Annotated in this window: 21 protein-coding genes; 12 read left to right on the top strand and 9 right to left on the bottom strand. The window is 38.3% G+C overall.

Going from position 1 to position 22,198, the window contains the following annotated elements:
• The first annotated feature begins 30 nt into the window (after nt 1-30).
• From TEGAF0_RS01480 to TEGAF0_RS01490, 3 genes are all read left to right on the top strand, one after another.
• Nucleotides 31-2,583: a M14 metallopeptidase family protein gene (locus TEGAF0_RS01480; protein WP_264899473.1), complete on the top strand. Its 2,553-nt coding sequence runs from the start codon at nt 31-33 to the stop codon at nt 2,581-2,583.
• Nucleotides 2,584-2,587: 4 nt separating this feature from the next.
• Nucleotides 2,588-3,340 carry a L,D-transpeptidase family protein gene (locus TEGAF0_RS01485; protein WP_264899474.1) on the top strand — a complete coding sequence of 251 codons (753 nt, stop codon included), beginning with the start codon at nt 2,588-2,590 and terminating at the stop codon, nt 3,338-3,340.
• 97 nt (nt 3,341-3,437) lie between these two features.
• Complete coding sequence (locus TEGAF0_RS01490) at nt 3,438-5,279, top strand: ATP-binding response regulator (protein WP_264899476.1); 1,842 nt, start codon at nt 3,438-3,440, stop codon at nt 5,277-5,279.
• A 1-nt stretch (nt 5,280) separates the two neighbouring features.
• Here TEGAF0_RS01490 and TEGAF0_RS01495 read toward each other — a convergent pair whose 3' ends face one another.
• Nucleotides 5,281-6,540 (bottom strand): aspartate kinase, encoded by a 1,260-nt coding sequence (locus TEGAF0_RS01495; RefSeq protein WP_264899477.1) that lies wholly within the window; start codon nt 6,538-6,540, stop codon nt 5,281-5,283.
• A 90-nt stretch (nt 6,541-6,630) separates the two neighbouring features.
• On the opposite strand from TEGAF0_RS01495, the gene fbp reads away from it, so the two are divergent.
• The 6 genes from fbp to TEGAF0_RS01525 are packed head-to-tail and all read left to right on the top strand — an operon-like array spanning nt 6,631 to nt 10,562.
• On the top strand, nt 6,631-7,644 hold the full coding sequence (fbp, locus tag TEGAF0_RS01500; protein WP_264899478.1) for a class 1 fructose-bisphosphatase: 1,014 nt from the start codon (nt 6,631-6,633) through the stop codon (nt 7,642-7,644).
• 5 nt (nt 7,645-7,649) lie between these two features.
• The gene (locus TEGAF0_RS01505; RefSeq protein WP_264899479.1) at nt 7,650-8,138 is read left to right on the top strand and encodes a hypothetical protein; all 489 of its coding nucleotides are present in this window, start codon (nt 7,650-7,652) and stop codon (nt 8,136-8,138) included.
• A gap of 2 nt (nt 8,139-8,140) precedes the next feature.
• The gene (locus tag TEGAF0_RS01510) at nt 8,141-8,905 is read left to right on the top strand and encodes an ABC transporter ATP-binding protein (RefSeq protein WP_264899480.1); all 765 of its coding nucleotides are present in this window, start codon (nt 8,141-8,143) and stop codon (nt 8,903-8,905) included.
• A gap of 4 nt (nt 8,906-8,909) precedes the next feature.
• Nucleotides 8,910-9,434 carry a YfiT family bacillithiol transferase gene (locus TEGAF0_RS01515; protein WP_264899482.1) on the top strand — a complete coding sequence of 175 codons (525 nt, stop codon included), beginning with the start codon at nt 8,910-8,912 and terminating at the stop codon, nt 9,432-9,434.
• An 11-nt stretch (nt 9,435-9,445) separates the two neighbouring features.
• The gene (locus TEGAF0_RS01520) at nt 9,446-10,000 is read left to right on the top strand and encodes an NUDIX hydrolase (RefSeq protein ID WP_264899484.1); all 555 of its coding nucleotides are present in this window, start codon (nt 9,446-9,448) and stop codon (nt 9,998-10,000) included.
• A 1-nt stretch (nt 10,001) separates the two neighbouring features.
• Nucleotides 10,002-10,562 carry an NUDIX hydrolase gene (locus TEGAF0_RS01525; RefSeq protein WP_264899486.1) on the top strand — a complete coding sequence of 187 codons (561 nt, stop codon included), beginning with the start codon at nt 10,002-10,004 and terminating at the stop codon, nt 10,560-10,562.
• Here the strand turns inward: TEGAF0_RS01525 and TEGAF0_RS01530 are convergent.
• Nucleotides 10,559-11,860, bottom strand: a complete 1,302-nt coding sequence (locus TEGAF0_RS01530) for a bifunctional folylpolyglutamate synthase/dihydrofolate synthase (RefSeq protein WP_264899488.1) — start codon at nt 11,858-11,860, stop codon at nt 10,559-10,561. The two genes, TEGAF0_RS01525 and TEGAF0_RS01530, sit on opposite strands and share 4 nt — an antisense overlap.
• An 11-nt stretch (nt 11,861-11,871) precedes the next feature.
• Nucleotides 11,872-12,714, bottom strand: a complete 843-nt coding sequence (locus TEGAF0_RS01535; RefSeq protein ID WP_264899490.1) for a hypothetical protein — start codon at nt 12,712-12,714, stop codon at nt 11,872-11,874.
• 83 nt (nt 12,715-12,797) lie between these two features.
• Here TEGAF0_RS01535 and TEGAF0_RS01540 point away from each other — a divergent pair, with 83 nt between their 5' ends.
• On the top strand, nt 12,798-14,015 hold the full coding sequence (locus TEGAF0_RS01540; RefSeq protein ID WP_264899493.1) for a formylglycine-generating enzyme family protein: 1,218 nt from the start codon (nt 12,798-12,800) through the stop codon (nt 14,013-14,015).
• Here TEGAF0_RS01540 and TEGAF0_RS01545 read toward each other — a convergent pair whose 3' ends face one another.
• From TEGAF0_RS01545 to TEGAF0_RS01570, 6 genes are all read right to left on the bottom strand, one after another.
• Nucleotides 14,016-14,783: a sulfite exporter TauE/SafE family protein gene (locus TEGAF0_RS01545; protein ID WP_264899495.1), complete on the bottom strand. Its 768-nt coding sequence runs from the start codon at nt 14,781-14,783 to the stop codon at nt 14,016-14,018.
• Nucleotides 14,783-15,703, bottom strand: a complete 921-nt coding sequence (locus tag TEGAF0_RS01550; protein ID WP_264899497.1) for a DMT family transporter — start codon at nt 15,701-15,703, stop codon at nt 14,783-14,785. The genes TEGAF0_RS01545 and TEGAF0_RS01550 overlap by 1 nt, the downstream gene beginning before the upstream one ends.
• 3 nt (nt 15,704-15,706) lie before the next feature.
• Entirely contained in the window at nt 15,707-17,005 is a 1,299-nt protein-coding gene (locus TEGAF0_RS01555) for a radical SAM protein (protein WP_264899499.1), read from the bottom strand.
• Nucleotides 16,995-17,555, bottom strand: coding sequence for a hypothetical protein (locus tag TEGAF0_RS01560; RefSeq protein WP_264899501.1), 561 nt, complete (start codon nt 17,553-17,555; stop codon nt 16,995-16,997). Before TEGAF0_RS01560 ends, TEGAF0_RS01555 begins: the two co-directional genes overlap by 11 nt.
• A complete protein-coding gene (locus TEGAF0_RS01565; protein ID WP_264899503.1) occupies nt 17,552-18,586 on the bottom strand; it encodes an agmatinase family protein in 1,035 nt (344 codons plus the stop codon). Before TEGAF0_RS01565 ends, TEGAF0_RS01560 begins: the two co-directional genes overlap by 4 nt.
• A gap of 66 nt (nt 18,587-18,652) precedes the next feature.
• Nucleotides 18,653-19,189: a hypothetical protein gene (locus TEGAF0_RS01570; RefSeq protein ID WP_264899505.1), complete on the bottom strand. Its 537-nt coding sequence runs from the start codon at nt 19,187-19,189 to the stop codon at nt 18,653-18,655.
• A gap of 101 nt (nt 19,190-19,290) precedes the next feature.
• On the opposite strand from TEGAF0_RS01570, the gene TEGAF0_RS01575 reads away from it, so the two are divergent.
• Both TEGAF0_RS01575 and ccsA read left to right on the top strand, forming a co-directional pair.
• Nucleotides 19,291-19,698 (top strand): cytochrome c maturation protein CcmE, encoded by a 408-nt coding sequence (locus tag TEGAF0_RS01575; RefSeq protein ID WP_264899507.1) that lies wholly within the window; start codon nt 19,291-19,293, stop codon nt 19,696-19,698.
• Between the two features lie 28 nt (nt 19,699-19,726).
• Nucleotides 19,727-22,171 (top strand): cytochrome c biogenesis protein CcsA, encoded by a 2,445-nt coding sequence (gene ccsA, locus TEGAF0_RS01580; protein ID WP_264899509.1) that lies wholly within the window; start codon nt 19,727-19,729, stop codon nt 22,169-22,171.
• Nucleotides 22,172-22,198: the final 27 nt, after the last annotated feature.

Below are 22,198 nucleotides of genomic sequence, written 5' to 3' on the forward strand. Positions count from 1 at the left end.
CAGTAACTTACCATTTCAAATTGGTAAGGAATGAAAAAAATTACGATTGTATTTCTGTTGACACTATTTGTTGGCTCTGCATTTGCGCAAGACCTGTCGTATTATTTACCCAAAAATGTACAATACAACAAGTCTATCCCAACACCTGCCAGTATTGTTGGTCATGAAGTAGGTGAATGGCATGTTACACATGACCGACTAGTGCAGTATGTAAAAGCAGTTGATCAGGCTTCTGATAGAATAATTTTGAAACCACTTGGTTTAACCAACGAGGGCAGACAACAATTAGCACTGATTATTACATCAGCAGAGAATCACCAAAAACTTGAGCAGATTCGTCAGCAACACCTGGCACTTACCAATCCTGATCAGTCTTCCAGTTTGAATACAGGTGAAATGCCTGTGGTTGTCTGGATGGGATACAGCATTCATGGAAATGAAAGCAGTGGGGCAAATGCAGCACTTTTGGCTACTTACTATCTGGCAGCAGCACAAGGGGCAGATATAGATGCTTTGTTAAAAAATACAGTGATCATTCTGGATCCTTCTTTTAATCCTGATGGATTAAATCGTTTTGCTAACTGGGTAAATATGCATAAGAGTTTTACACCAGTAAGCGATCCCAATGCAAGAGAATTCAATGAAGTTTGGCCTGGCGGAAGATTTAACCACTATTGGTTCGATTTAAATCGCGATTGGTTACCAGCACAACACAAAGAGAGTAGAAACCGCTTGTCTTTATACCATGACTGGAAACCCAATATATTAACTGACCACCATGAAATGGGAAGCAACTCAACTTTCTTTTTTCAGCCAGGTGTGCCATCCAGGGTTAACCCTAATACACCTGCAAAAAATCAGGAATTAACGGCAGCCATTGGTAATTATCATGCAAAGTTTTTAGACAGTATCGGTTCCCTTTATTTTACCAAAGAGGGATACGATGACTTTTATTATGGTAAAGGGTCAACATACCCGGATATTAATGGAGCAGTTGGTATTTTATTTGAACAGGCTAGCAGCAGAGGGCACCTACAGGAAACGGAAAATGGTTTATTGAGCTTCCCTTTTACTATTAGGAATCAATTCACCACTACACTATCTACACTGGCTGCTGCCAACGGATTAAGAAAACAAATGCTGGACTATCAGCGTTCATTTTTTAAAGAAGTAATAAAAGAGGCAGAAGCATATCCCGTAAAAGCCTTTGTTTTTGGAGACGCTCAAGACAAAGCCAAGACGCAAATATTTGTAGAAATGTTGTTAAGACATCAGGTTGACATTTATCCGGTGAAAACAGAAATTAATGCAGATGGAAAAATTTTCAAGCCAGGTACTTCCTTCCTGATACCAACAGCGCAAAAACAATTTAAGATCATCAAAACAGTTTTTGAGAAAACATTTAATTATAAGGATAGTCTGTTCTATGATGTTACTGCGTGGACAATGCCTTTGGCCTTTGGATTGCCTTATGCTGAAGTCAAAAACAGTATTTCGGTTAATTCTCCAAAGCTCACCCAACCTGAAACATTGAGTGCAGCAGTTATCGGCGGTTCCAATCCCTATGCCTATGCTATTAAATGGAATGAATATTATTCTCCCAAAGTGCTTTATAAATTGCTGGATAAGGGGATTAAAGCGAAAGTGGCATCCAAGCAATTTAAAATGATGGTTGCTGGGAAAGAAGAATTCTTTGATTACGGTACAATCATCATTCCATTGAGTTTACAGCAGATGGGAGCATCCACAGTGTCAGCCATTATTACAGAAGCAATTGCTCAGAATGGCGTGGATGCATACGCTTTGGCTAGTGGATTTTCTGCTGATGGTATCGATTTGGGTAGCAATAGTTTTATTCATCTGAAAAAGCCATCTGTGATGATGTTCGGAGGTAATGGAACAAGCGCTACAGATGTAGGGGAAATATGGCACTTGATGGATACCCGTTTTAATGTTCCGGTAAGCATTGTAGACGTAGATCGTTTTGGATCTATTAATACTGACAGATACAATGTAATGATAATGGCTTCTGGTAGTTATAATAACCTAAATAAAAGCGCTCAGGATAAATTAAGAGATTGGATTAGTGCCGGAGGCACTTTGATTGCAACAGAAGACGCTACCAAATGGCTTTCAACCAATGGGTTTACGAAAGTGATTTTTAAATCCGGTGACGATAAAAAAGATTCAACCCAGCAATTGCCCTATTATTTGCGTTCAGATGAAACCAGGGCAAAAGATATGGCCGGGTCTTTATTTGAAGCAAAAGTAGACTTGACACATCCTTTGGGTTTTGGGTATAACAATCCTTCTGTAACCATATTTAAATCGAACACTTTATTCATGGATAAAAACAATGGGGCGTACGACTCACCCGTGATGTATACGGAACAGCCCTTGCAAAGTGGTTATTTATACAGAGGGTATAAAAATGTAGTAAAAAATACGGCAGCAGTGAATGTTGATAATCTGGGTCGCGGCAGAATTGTTTCTATGGTAGACAATTTGAATTTCCGGGCATTTTGGTTAGGCACTTCTAAAATGTTTATGAATGCAGTCTATTTTGGTACATTAATTCGATAGTTGTATGAAACAGTGCTTTGTTGCCATATTGGTTTTATCTGTTTTTACCTGGAATTATGCACTCGCACAGGATGCTAAAGGATTAACAAAAAAGGAACAACAGGTATTTAACAAAAGAGAGAAATCATTGATTCAACAGTTCCGGGAAGCCAATCTTAGCTGGCCCGTCCAACAACTTTACCTCCGTAGTTTCAAACAAGATGGCGTATTGGAATTGTGGGTAAAAAATAGTTTGGGCGAGCCATTTGTACTTTTCAAAACCTACAATATCTGTGCTTTATCCGGAAAATTAGGCCCCAAGCGTCGCGAAGGGGATAAGCAGGTGCCTGAAGGAATTTATTATATTAACGAGTTTAATCCCAATAGTGATTACCATTTTTCGCTGGGGCTTAATTACCCCAATCAAAGTGATTTGGTTTTTGCAGACAGTAAGTCGCCGGGGGGTGAAATTTATATTCATGGTCAGTGTGCAACTGTTGGGTGCATCCCCATTTTAAATAGTCCAATTGAAGAGTTATACGTGTTGGCAAGTATCGTAAGAAAGCAAGGACAGGACATTATACCAGTTCATATATTCCCTATTCGGTTCAATAATCAACAGTCTGCTCAGGCAATCCAGATGCTGGTTGGGTCTAACCCCGACTATATGCGATTTGCCAGTCAACTCAAGGAAATCTATGATTACTTTGAACAATACAAACAATTGCCCATCATAGGTATTACTCAGGAGGGTGCTTATAAAATACTTTCCAGATAAGCTGTGTATTGCATTATTTAGTATTTTGTGACGAATTATTGCAATCCCGATAGCCGCTGAAGACCTTTAGGTTTAATTATACAATTGTTGTAACAGAATGAAGCGAGCTAAGCTTTCCTTTTCAAATATCATTTTAATTACTGCTTGTTTAGTTGTAGTCGTATCCATTCTATTCTTAAATGTGATTAATACTAGAAATATTATCACGTTAAAAAATTCAATTGACACACTTAGTATTGAAAATAAGAACATTAGTATTGTAAGAAATACTAGTGATGAATTGATCCAATTAGAACTGGTATTCACAAAATATTTGCAAACAAGGGATACTGCATTAAGCAATCTTTCCGAGAATTTAGTAGAGAAGGCACTTCACAATCTAAAAATTTTGAAAATGGAAAGTGATAGTGGAAGAGCTGCTCAAATTACGCAGCAGTTGAATAAGGAATGGTCCTTGCCTAAAATAATAGCGGATTTTGAAAAATTATCTTATCAATTAAAATCCAACCAACTAAAAAATTCAGAGAAGCATCAAACCGATTCTATAAGCAATATTTTAAGTGCCTATAATCAACAATTTAAAAAAGTCTTGTTTAAAGAGGACGCTTTCCGAGAAAATTTAAACCAAACCATTTTCAAAAATGCAGTTACAGGAACCAGTGTAATACAAAAATTTTTCTGGATTTCTTTACTAGTCATTTTATTTATTGTGGGGGTATTAGTATACAATATTTACAAAATGGTTAATTACGAAAATGAAATACTAGAAGCCCGGGAAAAAGCAGTTAAGCTGGCACAATTAAAGAGTCGTTTTCTGAGTAATATGAGCCATGAAATTAGATCGCCCCTTACTGCCATTATGGGATTTACTGAAATCATTGATAAAATGGAGATGGATGCAGAAAAAAAGAATTTTCTACATGCGATTAAAACATCTTCAGAACATTTGTTATCGACTGTTAATGATGTGCTTGATTTTTCAAAATTGGATGCTGGGAAGCTGAAGTTGGAACTACAGCCGTTCTTAATTAAAGCAGCAATAGAAGAAGTAAGTTTTGCTTTATCCAGTACTAGCGCAGCAAAAAAAGGGATACGTGTTAATACCATTGTGAATTTGCCAGAAAGTCTGGTTGTAAAGGGAGATTTATTTCGACTTAAACAAATTTTATACAATCTGTTAAGCAATGCTATCAAATTTACAGAGAAAGGGGGAGTAACCATAGATGCAGTCATTGTTAGTAAAACCAATGAGAAAGCTATCATCAGAATTGCAATTGCTGATACGGGTATAGGAATTCCTAATGATCAAATTAAAACCGTTTTTGAAGAATTCACCCAAGTCTCTAATAATACGGTTTCAAAAGACAGTCGAAGGTCAATCAAAGGAACAGGTTTAGGTTTGTCCATTTGCAAAATGTTAGTTGAATTGCAGGGGGGGACAATTGGCGTTGAAAGTAAATTGAATCAGGGTTCAGTATTTACATTCACCTTGCCCTTTGAGTTGGCCACAGATAAACTTGACACAGAAAAAGCAGAAAAGACAATGAGTACAATCTCTCCTGTGCTACAGGGTAAAAAAGTGCTGGTAATTGAAGACAATGATGTCAACATTATGTTGTTGACCATGTTGTTGAAAAAAGTAGGAATCCATTACGATATTGCAAAAGATGGAGAAATTGGACTACAAATGTTTAAAGATAATACGTATGATATTATCCTAACCGATATCAATGTTCCTAAATTAACGGGCGATGAAATTGCTATTTTTGTTAGACAATATCATGAAGATAAAAAACGGAATATGCCAATCATTGGTTTAACAGCAACTATTGTACAGGATGATTTGGATGATTACCTGGCTGCAGGAATCAATCAGATACTGGTAAAACCGTTTAAACAAGATGAATTGTATACAACACTCGAAAAGTTCCTTTCCTAATTTACATCCTACAAATTGTTTGGATGGTTTCTCTTGTTTTTTGCTGAAGTAGAATAAACTGAGAGCTTAATAATTCCTGAATGATTTTCTCGTCATAATGCCTGATCGTAATAAGGCGTAATGATTTTTCTACCTGAACATCAAACATCTCACTGCATTTTTCGGCCAGTAATCCAATTTTTTCATTGTGGTCATCCAAACATAATTGGAGGCTGATTGCTCCGGTCTGAATGAGATTAGGTTTAACTTTTATTTCTCCGAAAATTTGATAAAGAGCGCTCATAGGTTCTTCGCCAATAAATGAAAAATCTTTTGTTTTCAAATGCATCAGTACTTGATGGTCTTTATTTACAATAATTGGAGGAAGGTTTTTTATATGCTTGTGATGAATAATGGTTCCTTCAAGTGATGGGTCTAAAAAACACTTTACAAGTAAAGGAATATTTTTATTTTGAAGTGGTTTAATGGTTTTGGGATGAATTACTTGAGCGCCATAATAGGCCATTTCAATTACTTCATTAAAGTTTAACTCTTTTATCAACTGGGCTTCCTGATACGTTTTTGGATCTGCATTCATTACACCTTCCACATCTTTCCAGATGGTTAATTCGGCTGCATTCAGGATATTGGCAAAAATAGCAGCAGTATAATCACTTCCCTCTCTTCCCAATGTGGTACTTTCATTGTCATCTGTTGCTCCAATAAATCCCTGTGTAATGGTTATATTTCCGGCGTATTCATTCACCGCAGCACTAATTCTGGGTGCCGAAAATTCAAACTGAACACCTGCGTCTCTAAAGTTATTATCAGTTCTTAGCAGGTCTCTTACATCCAGCCATTGATTGTTTATTTTTTCTTCTTTTAAATAGTGGCTGATAATGCAGGTGCTGAAAAGCTCTCCAGTGCAAACTATCTGATCATAATAGTAGTCAAAATTTCTGACTGGTTTATCGTGTAACAACCATTCTACTTCAGTAAAGAAATCATTCAGTTGCTGAATACATTCGTTGTATTGTAATACAAGTAAATACTTTGCAGTAGTCAGGTGCTGGTTTTTTACTGCAGTGAATAACTCAAGGGCTTCTTCTCTGTTCCCTTTGAAAAACGCGGAAGCTACTTTTTCAAGTCCGTTGGTAGTTTTTCCCATTGCTGAGATAATAATTACCAGTTTCTCCTTATTGTAGGACTTGATGATTGAGCCTAAATTTTTTATTCTCTCAACACTGTTTACGCTGGCACCTCCGAATTTAAATATTTTCATAGTTGTATACTTATGATAATCTGTTCTGTTCATACAAATATACGTTCCGTACCCGCCCAATTATTATCTTTATATAAACGAAAGCGCTATATGACAGTTAACAGAACCGTACTCACCCTTGATGAGTTTACGCTGCAACAATTAAGACAATTCCCGTCAGCTACGGGAGAGTTGAGCCGTTTGCTCAGAGATATGGCATTGGCAGCAAAAAGGGTAAATGTAGAAGTAAATAAAGCCGGCTTGGTAGATATACTTGGTGATGCTGGCAGTATTAATGTACAGGGGGAGGATGTAAAGAAGCTGGATATTTATGCCAATAATCAGTTCATGGGGGTATTGAAACATGGAATCAGCTGTGCTGGAATTGGTAGCGAAGAAATGGACGATTTTGTTGTATTTGACGATGAAGTAAGTAATAATAGTAAATATGTGGTACTGTTTGATCCACTAGATGGTAGTGGTAATATCGATGTAAATGTCTCCATCGGAACCATTTTTGGTGTGTATAAAAGGGTCAGCACACTGGGAAAACCCTGTACAAAGGAAGACTTTTTACAGCCCGGAAAAAATCAGGTTGCAGCTGGATATGTGATTTATGGATCCAGCACCATGTTTGTTTATGCAACGCGCAGGGGCGTCAATGGATTTACCCTTGACCCATCCATTGGTGAATTTACCATGAGTCATCCCAATATTACCTGTCCTCCTAGTGGTAAATTTTATTCTGTAAACCATGGCAACTTTTTTCAGTATGTAGAACCAGTTCGAAAATACATTGATGGTTGTCAGCGTAAAACAAAAGAAAATGGAGGTCCTTATACTCAGCGTTACATTGGTAGTATGGTTGCAGATGTTCACCGCAATTTAATCAAGGGAGGGATTTTTATGTATCCAGGTACAACCGATAAACCACAAGGCAAACTGAGGCTCTTATATGAAGCCAATCCATTTGCCTTTATTCTGGAAGTAGCTGGAGGTGTGGCAACAGATGGCACAGGAAGGATCCTAGATATTGTTCCCACTTCTTTGCATCAGAGAACACCTTTATTTATTGGAAGCAAATTGATGATGGAGGAACTTTCAGCTGTTATGTCTCAAAAATAGATGCTATGAAATCTACATTAACTTTAATATTCATCTTGTTTTTTGGGGCTTCATCGCTCTCTGCCCAACAGGCACTAACGCCTGGAAAAATGAATTATACCATATTGAGCAAGCCTAATAATATTATTTTTAATGATACTATTTTTAAAGGTAGTTCTCAATTTAAGCAGTTGTTTTACCGGTCTGGTAATGGTGAAATCATCGGGTCTTTTCAGAAGCATCAATCAAATAAAATTGCAGGGCAGGTTTTCAATTTTGCCGGAGCAATCACGTTGTTGATTGGAGTGAATCAGTTTTCATCAAACAATAGCGGTTCTGCCTGGACTTTGATTGGTGCCGGATTTCTCAGTTCAATAGCAGGAGGGTACTTTACCCTTATGGGGCAGCGACATCTTTTAACAGCGGTTGATTTATTTAATCAACAATATCATAAGAAACAAACGGTATCATTAGGTGTGGGCAATCAATCCCTAGGATTGGTGGTAAAATGGTAATTATGGCAAACACAATTATTCGGGTAAAAGAATTGCATAAGAAATACGGGGACTTTCATGCAGTGAAAGGGATCAGTTTTGAAGTGATGGAGGGGGAAATTTTTGGTTTACTTGGACCAAATGGCGCAGGTAAATCTACCACCCTGGAAATTATTGAAACACTTCGAACTAAAACCAGCGGTCTGGTGGAAGTTGCCGGATTCAATCTGGATGAATCTCCTAATGAAATCAAAAAAATAATAGGAGTGCAATTGCAAACTGCCGGTTACTATCCCAACCTTAATTTGACTGAGTTGATAGCTTTATTTTCCGGTTTATACAATCAAAAAACAGATCCGTTGGAACTGTTGAATCTGGTGAATTTAACCGATAAGGCAAAGGCCAAATTCAAAGAGCTTAGCGGAGGTCAAAAGCAGCGTTTTGCCATTGCTACTACTTTAATTAATCATCCCCGTATTATTTTTTTGGATGAACCTACTACCGGCCTGGATCCTCAGGCAAGAAGAAATTTATGGGAACTAATTCAATCTATCAGAGCAAAGGGTACTACCGTTATTATTACCACTCATTATATGGATGAAGCAGAAGTGCTATGTGATCGTGTGGCAATAATTGACTCCGGTAAAGTAATTGCAATGGACACCCCAGATGCATTAATTGATAATCTAGTAGCCACTGGTTTTGAAAGACCCAAGCAAGTAAAAAATGCCAACCTAGAAGACGTTTTTATACATCTTACAGGTCATCAGTTAAGAGCAGAAAATTAATCTTATGAATGAAGCACAATATCCCATAGGTCAATATCAGTTTAAGCCTTACAGTGATTCGGTAAAAAGCGACTGGTTGGCAGATATTCTTTTTTTACCACAAGAGGTAGAAAATGCATTACTAAATTTAGATGAAGCACAGTTACATACACCATACAGGCCCGGTGGCTGGACCTTGCATCAGGTTGTACATCACTTGGCAGATAGCCATATAAATGCGTACACCCGATTTAAATTGGCATTAACGGAAGACCAGCCTATTATAAAGCCTTATGATGAAAATAAATGGAATGAACTGTCGGATATAGATATTGTACCCATAAATACATCCATTACCTTATTGCATGCGCTACATGCAAGATGGCATGCTACACTTAAAAATTTGTCCGAGCAGGAATGGGAGCGGACTTTGTACCATCCCGGCAGCAAAAAAATTATGACGCTATGGAATTTGTTAGGTATGTATGCCTGGCATGGTAAGCACCATACTGCTCATATTCTTTATCTGCGAAATAAAAATAACTGGTAAATAATAAGATTATGGAAAAATGGGAACTCTTGCATTCGGAACAGCTGGTAAAAGATAAGTGGGCAGATGTAAGAAAAAATAGTTACAGAAAAAATGATGGTTCTGTTATTGAACCTTTCTATATCTATGGATTTCCGGATTATGCAACTGCACTGGCAATTACCAAAAGAGGAACGGTGATTGTTGAAAGAATTTACCGGCCGGGAATTAATGAAATCATTCTGGAGTTGCCGGGAGGTTGTGTAGATGCTACTGATACGATGTTAGAAACAGCTATTGAAAGAGAATTGCTGGAGGAAACCGGATACCGGTTTGAGCACATTGAATACCTGGGAAAAATTTCTCCCAACCCCAATACCAATACCAATGTTATGCATATGTTTCTTGCAACCGGGGGCGAAGAAGACCCCAGTGCAGTAAGAGATACAGAAGAAGAAGTGGAAGTATTGGAACTAGAGTGGGACCAGTTCATTGAAGATTTTAAATCTCAGAAATTCGTTCAATCCATGCAAACTAGTACTATTCTTTATGCATTGATGAAATTGAATAAGTTAATTGTTTATTAGTATGGATTATAATAGCCGCAAATGGAGCATCCTGGAATCCAAACAGGGGTATCAGAAGAAATGGTTAACGGTAACAGAAGATCGTTGTTTATTACCAGATGGTGCAATTATTGATCCCTACTTAAGCATTTCGGTCCCTGATTTTTGTAATATCATTATGGTTACACCTAAAGAAGAAGTTATTCTGGTTCGTCAATACAGGCATGCAGCCGGTATCTTTTCTCTGGAACTCCCCGGAGGAATGATTGAGCCTGGCGAAGATCCAGCCCTTGCTGCAAAGCGGGAAATGGAAGAAGAGACGGGTTTCCAGTCAAACGACTTTCAATTCCTTTATAAAATACATCCCAACCCACCCTTGGAAAGCAATCTGGCTTATTTTTATATAGCTAAAAATGTACTGCCAACAGGCAAGGTTGCGCTGGATCCATTTGAAGATATTGAGCTGGTGTTTTTGCATCGGGAAGCATTTATGCAAAAACTACTTCACCATGAATTTCAACATGGGGTGCAGTTGAGTGCCATGTACGCTGCGGCTCTGCGTTTGGGATGGATTAAAGTTTAGTTTTTATTGAATAACATCCTATCAACTTCTGCAACTAGAAATACACTGCCGCAAACCAGAATTAAATCCTGCTGACCCGCATGCTCCATGGCTGCATTTAGTGCTGCATTCACTTCTGGATAAGCTTCTCCGTTAATGCCCAGTTGCGCTGCTTTTTCCTGTAATAGTTTTTCATCCAAGGCTCTTGGAATCTGAGCCTTTGTAAAATAATATCTGGCAGTTGATGGCAACAGCGATAACACTTCATCAATTTCTTTGTCTTTTACCATACCCATGATCCAATGCAATTGATTGTAATTGCATAAATCCAATTGGGTCAATATAGCTTTTACACCGTCTACATTATGACCCACATCCAACACAACAGTAGGATAACTGTGAATCTGATCCCATCTGCCGAGTAAACCAGTTGATTTTTTTACACTCGACAATCCTTTTCGTATGTCTTCTTCTTTTATTTTCCATCCTGCTTCGGTAAGCACTTCACAAGCTTCCAGTACGGTCAATAAATTTTTTGTCTGATAAAATCCCGGTAAGTCCAGAAGATAACGGTGGTATTCGTTTTTTTCCTTATCAACAATGGTTACCTGTAAAAAAGAGTCTTGGAATAACCAGTCATGCACATATCGCTTTTCCTGCGCAAAGGAAATCTTACTTGCATAAGCAGCGTTTAAAAAAACCGGTAATGACGCTGGATGAGTTTCTCCGATAACTACGGGAACAGCAGGTTTAATAATGCCTGCTTTTTCAGTTGCAATTTCACCTATGGAATTTCCCAGCAAGTTCATATGGTCCATACCAATATTGGTGATGATACTTAATAGGGGCTGAATTATATTGGTGCTATCTAATCTTCCCCCTAATCCGGTTTCAATGATGGCAATGTCTACTTTTTCTTTTGCAAAGTATTCAAATGCCATGGCAACTGTAATCTCAAAAAAAGAAGGTTCTATCAATTCAATTTGTTCCTTTATCCGGTCAGTAAAATCAATAACAAATTCTTTGCTACAGCAATTTCCATTTATTTTAATTCGCTCTCTGAAATCAGTTAAATGCGGTGATGTATATAAACCTGTTTTGTATCCTGCTTCCTGAAAAATAGAAGCAAGCATATGACTGGTAGAACCCTTGCCATTGGTCCCAGCTATATGAATGCTGGGAAATTTTTTATGCGGATCACCTAAATAGGCACATAGTGCAATGGTGTTGGTTAAATCTTTTTTATAAGCAGCTGCACCTTCTCTGCTAAACATGGGAAGGCGACTAAATAAATAGGATAATGTTTCAGAATAGTTCATGAAAAAACAGCTTAGTTTCTCAACTTAAAATCAAAAATCAAGGTTCCGGTTTGCTCTGAAGCATCAGCGGCATTCAATTTTAATGTTTTGGCTTTTTGAATAGCAATATTTCTAATGGAAGTATTGGTTGTAGTAGTTCCTTTGGGATTAATACTGGCTGCAATTACAGCCCCGTTCTGATTCACAGTAATGTCTACGGCCACTTTTGCAGGTTCGTTAAAGTCGTCTTCAAAAGAGGGAAGTCTGGTAATTCTTCGGCCATCTAAACCATTTCTTATTTTTACTCCTCCTGTACCTCCGGAACCACCATTGCCACTTGCTGCATTGCCATTGTAGCTATCCGATAAGGGATTACCCGTTGGCTTACCCTGATCTCCTTTTCCTCCCGCAATACCCTGATTCGCTGCATTCTTATAGCTGTCATTAACCGAAGCGCCACTACTGCCAGTATTGTTTTTGGAATCAGAAGAAAGTAAGGCTTTGGGTTTTGGGGTAGGGGGAATATTGCTGACAACCGGATTAGACTTTTTATTCTCAACAGGTTTGTTCTTGTTTACGGCGATATCATCCTCATTGTTTACGTCCTCTGTTGCATTGTTGTTGTCAACAGCTGCTTCTGTTTTGGTTGATACGGATGCTGAAGGATCATTATTCCCTGATACAGGAACGTCTCCATATCCTGTTTCAGCATTCCCCAGATTTACCTCAATGCCTTCCCCTTCCTTTATTTCTTGTGGCTTCGGTAACTGATAGCGGACATAAAAGAATATAGAAAATAATATAATGGTTATGATGGCCGTGATGGTAGCGGCTTTAATTTGTGTATGCTGTGAAGATACATTTGCGGATTTCATCGGCACTAAAGTACAATAATCCACAAATTTCCAGAGGAATGAAAGGTTAATTTCTTAATTTAATTGCTTACAAATAAGTTCAGATGTATTTGAAAATCAAAATATTGATTCTATCTGTAGCATTTCATACTGCCCTCCTTGCCCAAGTGGATGCAGACAGGGTAGCTTCATTTTTTGCGGAAGGTTATTCTATTGCAGAATTGGAGAACCTACTTGAAAATATGCCATTGAAAAAACATGAAAAATGGATGGGGAAAAGGGGCTATGAATTCCGGGAAGAAGTGCCAGGTAAAAATCTATTGGTATATAAAAAAAGTGAAGTAGTGACGCTGTATATTTTTTATTCCAATGATCATATAACAGAAGTAAGAGCTAGTAGTTCTCCTCAGAAATTTTATCAGGCGGTTGATACTTTTTCTAAGTCAGCTTCTTTTAGATTAGTTGAATATTATTTGCAAAAAAAGGAAACAAAAAAACTAGAAGGGTATAAATATTGGCGTAATAATGGCTTAATTTATTATTCATCCGCCGAAAAATATATCAATGGACTGTTCAGAGATTATCCGGCTGATATGGAGATGTCTTTACCCAAATCTTATCTTCCTGAAATGGTTTTTGTGAAAGGGGGATTAACGAAGATGGGCTCTGATAATCCATCCGATCCTGAGGACATAAGACCTTCCTATGAGATAAGGGTACCTGATTTTGAAATCGGAAAATTTGAAGTTACCGTAAAACAATACCTCTATTTCTGTAAGGTTACCAATCGAGAATTTCCTAAAATAGATTCAAAATGGTCGGGGGAGTCTATGCCCATTACCAATATAACATGGTATGATGCGGTAGACTATTGTGAATGGTTAAAATATATAACTGGGAAAAGATATCGATTACCCACTGAGGTAGAGTCTGAGTTTGCAGCCAAAGGAGGGAATAAGTCTAAACAATTTAAATATGCAGGATCTGATTTTATAGAAAAAATCGGATGGGTAAAGCAAAAGGGACAAACGGATATTCGTAGAGTGGGTTCAGCTTATCCCAATGAATTGGATATTTATGATATGAGTGCTAATGTTTTTGAATGGTGTTCTGACTGGCATAATTTCGGTTGGAATCAAGAAATGCAAAAATGTAATTTAGAAAACAGAAAAATGGGGGGACCTGATAAGGGGCTCTATAAAATTATTAGATGTGGTGGTAATGAAGATCCACAAAAATCCAGCGTTATATCGAAGATGAAAGTATTGCCCAATATGAAATACGCGGACTTGGGCTTTAGAATTGTCATGAATCCCTCTTAATTATTTGTAGAAAATATCATACCCAAATCGAATTAAAGTGGCAGCTACAACAATTAAAAAGAAAATACGGATGAACTGATTGCCCTTATATATAGCCAGTTTAGCACCTAATATACCTCCAACTGCATTACAAATGGCCATGGGAATGGCTACAGACCAGAGGATGGAGCCTTTTAGCAGGAAAAGGCTGATAGAGCCAAGGTTGGTAGCAAGATTGATAAGTTTGGCATGTGTACTAGCTTTTAAAAAATCAAATCCAAGAATGCCAATAAATGCCATGATAAAAAAGCTTCCTGCTCCGGGGCCAATAAACCCATCATAAAATCCAATCACCACACTAATCAATATGGTATATCTCCATTCTTTTTTGGGGGACAATGGCTCTCTGTTGCTTTGTCCAAAGCTTTTTTTTGTATAAGTATACAATGCAACCAGACATAGTACAATAAAAATAACCGGCTTCATATATTGGTTGCTGATAACAGAAAGCAATTGAGAACCACTGAATGCGGCAGAGAAGGCAATGGCGCACATGATTCCAACCTGCTTCCAGTTAACAGCTACCTTTTTAAGGTATTGTCTGGCTGCAAAAGCCGTTCCTGTAAAGGCAGGAATTTTAAGCGATCCCACTACCGTTCCTACTGCATATTGTGGTAGGAGTATTAAGCCGGCAGGCAATTGTATTAATCCGCCGCCCCCAACAATTGCATCTACAAATCCGGCAAGAAAAGCAAAAAAACACAATAAGGCAATGATTTCAATTTCCATTATTGTTTCATTTTTTTATGTGTAAGATTGGCTATAACCAAACCTGCAATTACCAGTATCCCACTAGCCAAATGAATTAACGTCATTTTTTCTCCTAATAGAAATACTGCTTCCAGTGTACTGAAAACCGGTATCAGATTTCCGAATAAAACAGTTTTCCCTGCTCCCAGTTTTGCTATAGCCAGATTCCAGCACCAGAATGCCAAAACAGAAGTGCCAATTCCTAAATACAGAATAGAGCCAAATAATTCCGGAGACCAGTTTGTATATGTACCAGCAAATTGTTGTTCAATAATAAAAAATGGAAAAAGCATCAATGTGCCTAAACAAAAAATAATCCAGAGAAAAGATAAGGGACTGATGTTGGAAGGTTTCTTTCTGACAAGAATATTATATATAGCAAATGCAAAAGCCCCTGCTAAAATCCAGGCATCTCCAATTGAAAACTGAAAATGTCTTAGCACATCCAAGCTTCCCTTTGAAATCAAAAGAACTATCCCCATGATCGAAATCAACATCCCGATAATTCTGAAAAACCCCAGTCGCTCTTTCAGGAATAAAACCGCCAGGGCTGTAGCAAAAATGGGAGAGGAAGTGGTTCCAATCAACGCCATATTAATGGCGGTAGTATAATGTCCGGCAACATATACAAATGTGTTGAACAAAGCAATTCCCGTAAAAGACAAAATCAACAAAATTTTCCAGTTAATTTTCATAAAGGAATATTCTGCTTTTACTTTTTGAATGGCAAAAGGGAAAAGCACAATGGTAGCACAACCCCAGCGATAAAAAGCAAGGCTGATAGGCCCAATATTATCACTGGCTTTTCTGGCTATAATAAAATTACCAGACCACAAAAGGGTAGCAGCAATGGCCAGCAAAACGCCATCTCTTGTATGAGTATTCCCTTTCGCTTGCATGGATTATTTAGCGCCTGCAAATTGATGATTAAAGTCTCCCTTGATTCTTTCCATTGGAGGATTGAAATATCCGAATTTTACAGAGGGGAACTCTTCGTGAATCAGATCCATTAATTGTTTTACACCCAGCATATCTCCTGTTTCACCCATACCAATTTTACCCATATACCAGTCTGGATCAATATTGAAATTTCTCCATTGAATCATATTCAATTCTGTTTCGGCAATCAATTTTCTGAGTGCTTCATATTCAGCTTCACTGTCCGTAATTCCCGGAAATACAAAGTAATTGATACTTGTCCAGCCGCCGTACCTGCGAACTACTTTCAGGCTTTCAACTATGTCTTCAAACGCATAGTTGTTAGGTCTGTAATAGGCTTCGTAAATATGTTTCTGAGCAGAATTGGTACTGACCCTGATACTGTTTAAACCTGCTTTGCAAAGTTCTTCTACTGCAGCGGGTTTAGATCCATTCGTATTAATATTAATACTTCCATTGTTGGTATGCTTTCTGATTTCAATAATAGACTGTTTGATGGTTTCCCACATCAGTAAGGGTTCGCCCTCACATCCCTGACCAAAACTGATTATAGGGAAGGGCGCATTGATTAAGTGAGGAACAGTGAACTCTACAATTTCTTCAGCACTTGGTTTGAATGTTAACCGGTCCTGTGTACTTACAATGGTTTCTTCTTCCGGCTGAAAAGAAATACAGCCAATACAGTTGGCATTGCAGGCGGGAGAAGTAGGTACCGGACATTCCCATCTGCCCAGCGAAAAGTTTCTTGCAGCCGGACAATGATAAGTCATACAGCAGTTTTCCATCAAATGCTTCACCAATCTGTTTTCCGGATATGCTTTAAGTAAATGGGCTGTCCCCAATTCAATAGCATCCGAATCAAATCCTGCTGCTTCCTGTCGGATATCTTTTTCAATTCTTACAGCCGGAACATAGTTTTTGTCGTTCATCCAACCAACCGCTGTATAACAGAAAAGTGGTAATGTTGGTGCATCTGGCATGGTTTCATAGGCTGCTATAAATAGTCCTGTATAGGCAGGTGGTATAAATGCAGCAACTGCCCATCCTTTTTCACAAAGTCTCATTTCACCAGTTTGCACATCAACCCCAATACCTCTTCTTCCAGGTAATTCATATAAATTACCTCCCTGTGGTAATTCTATCCACTGATTGGGTTCAACAGGAAACGCATCCCATCCGGCACGACCTACTGCATAGAGTGTTTCATCTTCAAATATATTTCCTTCGCCGTCGGAATATAGCAGGTATGGACTAGTTTGCATGAGTCGTTTTTTCTAAGTTTAATTTGGCATAGGTGTTGAATTCATGTTCTAATGCCTCTGTGGTATTGGATTCCAATTCTTTTTGTAGCAGCTGATTGTTTTTGAAATCGATGGTTAACAAACCATCTTTCAAAACCACATTATTCAGTTCAGACCAACTATACCTTTTTTTGGGGAAACTATTTTTTACAATTTCGTTCTCATCAAAGGCAATCTCTTCTGGAAACTTGACTTGTTTTTCTAGCATCGCAGCCAGTAAGTAAACCCATGCAATCCAAATTCCATCGGGTAAGGAATACCAACCTACGGCTCCAATTAATAAACCAAATCGATAATAAGGCGGTACCCCTCTTTTATTTTGCCAGATACAGTAAACCAGCCAGGCAAGTACCATGGCTGCAAAAACAAAACTTGCAACCCCTCTGCTAAAAGCTGTAAAGTAAGCTCCTATAAAAGCAATAGCAGCAATCAGCAACATGATTTGACTTACTAAGTCAACAGATGCAAAACTTCTTTTTTTCAGGACAATGATATAGTCGTAGGTTTTCATAATACCATCAAGTTACAAAGTCTCCACAAGATTCTTGCACCCACATTGCTGTCCCAGTCTGTCTGGCCAACGCCAATTTCAACCAGATCAAATCCAATCAGTTCTCTGCCGCTTTGTTTTATCTTTTTTAACAGGTAAATAATTTCTTCCGTTTCAAAACCTCCCGGTACAGGCGTTCCCGTGTTGGGGCAAAGTTTTCTGTCTAATCCATCTATATCAAAACTGATATACACTTTTTCTGGTAAGTGTGCAATGATTTCATCAGCCAGTTTACCCCAAGATTCACCTTCAAATTGCCTTTCCTTAATGTTCTTATCAAAATAGGTAATAACCCGGAAATTGCTGTTACAGATATAATCCCATTCCTGTTCACAGTAATCGCGGATTCCAACCTGCACCAGTTTGCTGATTTCGGGTATTTCCTTCAGTGCATTATGCATGATAGAAGCGTGCGAATAAGTAAAGTCTTCATACTTTTCTCTTAAATCGCAATGTGCATCAATCTGAATAATGCCGAATGGGCCGTGCTTTTCAGCAAGTGCTTTCATTAACCCCAAGGGAGTACTATGATCACCACCTAAAATTCCAACCAATTTTCCTTTATCCAGTAGGGCTTTGCTTTGTTCGTAAACCCAATTGTTCAGATAAACACTTCCTTCGTTAATTTCCTTAAGGCTTTTGCACATGAACTTGTTTTTGATCAGTTCTGCACCTTGGGAAATATAGTCGATATACAGCTCGGCTTCTTTTCTGAGATAATCCCCTTTAAGTAATAATTTTTTGTCGATTTCTTTCATGAAGAAACCTTTTTTCCAGCCGGCATCACCATCCATATCCAATAAGTCTACCTGCATGCTGCTTTTAAAAACATGTTCAGCAGCCCTAGCTGTTCCTGCACCGTAGCTTACGGTTACCTCCCAAGGAACAGGAAGGATTACAACGCTTGATTCTTCTTCGGTGAAGGGTAGCCCAAAAATATTGTTATTGGGGTTGGCAACCGCATTGGGGTTAAAGCCAGATAAGTCTGTCATATTGAGCAGTGTTGAAAACGGGGTGCAAGTTAGGTGCTAATTGTTAAAACCACACTATTTTATCGATTATCTGGGCTCAAAATGCCTATTAAATGACACAAACAGGCTGCGGAAGGGTAAAAAAGAGACAAAATAGAGCAAATAAAGAGGTAATGCGGAAAAATGCAGTCCATTATTGTATGCATCTACCATCGCAAAAAGCGGGATGAACCACTTGTATCTGTTTAAGATATATTCCATGCGCTTAGGCGCAAAACACAGGGGTAAAGCGGGAACCCACCAAATGAAGTTGTAATATATTTCTCCAGTAGTGCCCAGGTATGATAAATTGAACATATACAAAAACACAGTAGTTATCATTAGTAAACCTCTTATGGGAATAAAGAATGCGGCAATCACAAAACTGGAGCTGGCAACACTTAGGATTCCACTTATTTTGTTTCCAAACAATAGCAATGGTTGTTGATCGGCGCACTGATATGGGAGTTGCTGCAATAGCAGCATAGTTCCGAAAACAAGGAAAAGGGATCCAAGCAGAATGCGGGCAACAAAAAGTCTGAAATCTTCCCCATTTTCTATTGTATTTTCTGAATTTTCAGACATGTTATGCTATTGTATAAGGTTAAAAATTTTAACAGGACACAAGTAACAACAATTCATTGAACCTATTGTTTTTAAGTTACCTTTGTGCCACAATTCAGATCATGAAAACAACGCATATCATTATTCTTGTATTAATTGCCGCGGCCATAGCTGTGCTGGTTCAGTACAGCGGTGACCTGACAACTTATGAAACCATAGCTTCTGCCAAAGAAAAGGAAGGAAAGTTTGTAAACTTAATAGCAAAGCTAGACACAACGCAGGCAATAGAATACGATGCTGTTAAGAACCCTAATTATCTTAGTTTCACTGCTATTGACACATTGGGTAATTCAATAAAAGTGGTATATCATGATACCAAGCCCACCGATATGGAAAAAAGTGAGAGAATTGTTTTGAAAGGGAAGGTTCAAAATAATCAGTTTGAGTGTGAACATATCTTATTGAAATGTCCATCCAAATACAAGGACGATCCCAGCGCTATGCAGAAACAGCTGCAAACTTCTAATTAACTTATATTCTATACCATAAGCTAACTTCATGAATTATATTGGAGAACACCTGTTGCCGGGTCAGATAGGACATTTTTTTGCAGTCCTGAGTTTAGTTGCTTCTTTGTTGGCAACTTTTGCTTTTTATAAAGCTTCCAGTGTTGCAACGGAAGAACAAAAATCTTGGAAGATACTGGCCCGATGGTCATTCGCAGTTGAGTCAGTAAGTATCCTGGTATTGTTTGGTTCATTGTATTACATCATTTCCAATCATCTTTTCGAATACAAATATGCATACACGCACAGCGATTTAAGCTTGCAGTTCGAATACCTGCTAAGTTGTTTCTGGGAAGGGCAGGAAGGTAGTTTTATGTTGTGGAGTTTCTGGCATTGTGTATTGGGATGGATGATTATTTGGAAAGGCGGCAAGTGGGAAGCTCCCGTAATGACTGTTATTGGATTTGCACAGTTTTTTATGGCAACTATGTTATTGGGAATATATTTCTTTGGAGCAAAAGTGGGTATAAGTCCGTTTGCACTTTTAAGGAATGAGATGGATGCCCCTATTTTTAGTCAGCCCAATTATCTAGAATTCATAAAAGACGGAACGGGTTTAAATACCTTATTGCAGAACTATTGGATGGTAATTCATCCGCCGATTCTTTTTCTTGGATTCGCTTCTACCATTGTTCCATTTGCTTATGCAATGGCAGGACTTGCTAAAAAAGATCATGATTGGGTAAAGCCAGCGTTGCCATGGGCTTCTTTTTCCGCAGCAGTTTTAGGAACGGGTATCATGATGGGGGGGGCATGGGCGTATGAAAGTTTATCTTTCGGAGGATACTGGGCCTGGGATCCGGTTGAGAATGCTTCCTTGGTTCCATGGTTAACGCTGATTGCAGGCTTACACACCAATTTAATTTACAAGAGTAGCGGGTACTCTTTAAGACCTACTTATTTCTTCTATATTATTAGTTTTTCGTTGATATTATATTCCTCTTTCTTAACTAAGAGTGGTATTCTGGGGGATACTTCTGTACATTCCTTTACCGACATGGGGCTAAATGCACAGTTGCTGCTTTTTGTTTTGATATTCTTTATTCCAGGAATGATCTTATTCTTTGTCCGATACAAATCAATTCCGTCCATTCAGAAAGAAGAAAGTACATATAGCAGGGAGTTCTGGATGTTCATAGGTTCACTGGTATTGTTTTTGTCTGGGATGGTAATTATTGCCAAAACATCTACGCCAGTTTGGAACAAGGTTTTTGGAACCAATATTGCCCCACCTCAGGATCCGGAATTTGCACATAACCAGATTCAGATTTTTGTGGCGATCATTTTAGGTATTTTGACGGCTACTACCCAATATTTAAAGTATAAGGATACACCCAATGGATTTTTCTGGAAAAAAATAATGGTGCCCACTGTTATCGCAATTGTTATTTCAGCTGCCATTAGTATTTGGGGTGATATTTCCTACACCAAAAAAGGCGCTGGCTTTTTAGCGGCTATTCATTTAGGGATTTTTGCCGCCGTATATGCAGTAGTTGCAAACACCGCTTATATCTGGCTGGGATTAAAAGGAAAAGTCAAAGCTGCCGGGGCCTCTGTTGCACATATTGGGTTTGGGTTGGCGCTAGTGGGTATTCTTATATCCTCGGGTAAAAAAACGGTTCTTAGCTGGAATACAACTGGGGTAACACCTTTGAGTGTAGAAAGTAAAGATGAAAAAGGGAATCCTGCCGGTGATCCAGCGGAAAACTTAACCTTGTTTAAAGCAGTAGCAACGGATATGGGTAGGTATATGGTAACCTATACGATGGACACAACAAATCCCAGAGATCGTAAAAGATATTTTGAAATTGATTTCAAAGCCAAGGATGGCAGCGAGCAGTTCAAGCTATACCCCGATGTAATCAAGAACAATAAAGGGATGGAAGGCTTTGCCGCAAATCCTGCCGCACAACACTACTGGCATAAAGATATTTTTGTTTACATTACTTCCTTCCAGGAAAACAGATCCGCGGATACCGTTAGTTTTAAGAACAGAACGGTTAAAGTAAGCGATACTTTGTTTTATGGAAATGGCATGATGATTCTAAATAAAGTATCCGTTAATCCTGCTGAATTGGCATCGAAATACAATAAGGACGAAACGGCACTGTTTCTGGACATGACCGTTATTTCCAAAGAAGGAAAACAGTATCGGGCATATCCGGGTATAGCTTTAAAGGGACAGGAATTAAGGTCATTGCCGGATAGTATTATCTCGCAAAGCCTGGTACTGAAGTTCAATAAAGTAATTAACCAGGAGAAAGGAGAACTGGAAATAGGCGTTAAGGAGAGTGGCAATATTACCGACCTAATTACATTGAAAGTATATGAGTTCCCAATGATTAACCTGCTATGGCTGGGAATAGTGATTATGGTAACAGGTTTTGTGATGTCGATTGTACAACGTGTTAAACAAATTGCAAAAAGTACCCTCTAATACTGGCAGCAAAGGTTACATTTTCTG

This window comes from Sediminibacterium sp. TEGAF015 (genome assembly GCF_025997995.1).
GTDB lineage: Bacteria > Bacteroidota > Bacteroidia > Chitinophagales > Chitinophagaceae > Sediminibacterium.

What these genes read in the sequence shown, in the direction of transcription:
- TEGAF0_RS01480 (WP_264899473.1), top strand. Translation starts at nt 31, where the DNA reads ATGAAAAAAATTACGATTGTATTTCTGTTGACACTATTTGTTGGCTCT.
- TEGAF0_RS01485 (WP_264899474.1), top strand. Translation starts at nt 2,588, where the DNA reads ATGAAACAGTGCTTTGTTGCCATATTGGTTTTATCTGTTTTTACCTGG.
- TEGAF0_RS01490 (WP_264899476.1), top strand. Translation starts at nt 3,438, where the DNA reads ATGAAGCGAGCTAAGCTTTCCTTTTCAAATATCATTTTAATTACTGCT.
- TEGAF0_RS01495 (WP_264899477.1), bottom strand. Translation starts at nt 6,540, where the DNA reads ATGAAAATATTTAAATTCGGAGGTGCCAGCGTAAACAGTGTTGAGAGA.
- fbp (WP_264899478.1), top strand. Translation starts at nt 6,631, where the DNA reads ATGACAGTTAACAGAACCGTACTCACCCTTGATGAGTTTACGCTGCAA.
- TEGAF0_RS01505 (WP_264899479.1), top strand. Translation starts at nt 7,650, where the DNA reads ATGAAATCTACATTAACTTTAATATTCATCTTGTTTTTTGGGGCTTCA.
- TEGAF0_RS01510 (WP_264899480.1), top strand. Translation starts at nt 8,141, where the DNA reads ATGGCAAACACAATTATTCGGGTAAAAGAATTGCATAAGAAATACGGG.
- TEGAF0_RS01515 (WP_264899482.1), top strand. Translation starts at nt 8,910, where the DNA reads ATGAATGAAGCACAATATCCCATAGGTCAATATCAGTTTAAGCCTTAC.
- TEGAF0_RS01520 (WP_264899484.1), top strand. Translation starts at nt 9,446, where the DNA reads ATGGAAAAATGGGAACTCTTGCATTCGGAACAGCTGGTAAAAGATAAG.
- TEGAF0_RS01525 (WP_264899486.1), top strand. Translation starts at nt 10,002, where the DNA reads ATGGATTATAATAGCCGCAAATGGAGCATCCTGGAATCCAAACAGGGG.
- TEGAF0_RS01530 (WP_264899488.1), bottom strand. Translation starts at nt 11,860, where the DNA reads ATGAACTATTCTGAAACATTATCCTATTTATTTAGTCGCCTTCCCATG.
- TEGAF0_RS01535 (WP_264899490.1), bottom strand. Translation starts at nt 12,714, where the DNA reads ATGAAATCCGCAAATGTATCTTCACAGCATACACAAATTAAAGCCGCT.
- TEGAF0_RS01540 (WP_264899493.1), top strand. Translation starts at nt 12,798, where the DNA reads ATGTATTTGAAAATCAAAATATTGATTCTATCTGTAGCATTTCATACT.
- TEGAF0_RS01545 (WP_264899495.1), bottom strand. Translation starts at nt 14,783, where the DNA reads ATGGAAATTGAAATCATTGCCTTATTGTGTTTTTTTGCTTTTCTTGCC.
- TEGAF0_RS01550 (WP_264899497.1), bottom strand. Translation starts at nt 15,703, where the DNA reads ATGCAAGCGAAAGGGAATACTCATACAAGAGATGGCGTTTTGCTGGCC.
- TEGAF0_RS01555 (WP_264899499.1), bottom strand. Translation starts at nt 17,005, where the DNA reads ATGCAAACTAGTCCATACCTGCTATATTCCGACGGCGAAGGAAATATA.
- TEGAF0_RS01560 (WP_264899501.1), bottom strand. Translation starts at nt 17,555, where the DNA reads ATGAAAACCTACGACTATATCATTGTCCTGAAAAAAAGAAGTTTTGCA.
- TEGAF0_RS01565 (WP_264899503.1), bottom strand. Translation starts at nt 18,586, where the DNA reads ATGACAGACTTATCTGGCTTTAACCCCAATGCGGTTGCCAACCCCAAT.
- TEGAF0_RS01570 (WP_264899505.1), bottom strand. Translation starts at nt 19,189, where the DNA reads ATGTCTGAAAATTCAGAAAATACAATAGAAAATGGGGAAGATTTCAGA.
- TEGAF0_RS01575 (WP_264899507.1), top strand. Translation starts at nt 19,291, where the DNA reads ATGAAAACAACGCATATCATTATTCTTGTATTAATTGCCGCGGCCATA.
- ccsA (WP_264899509.1), top strand. Translation starts at nt 19,727, where the DNA reads ATGAATTATATTGGAGAACACCTGTTGCCGGGTCAGATAGGACATTTT.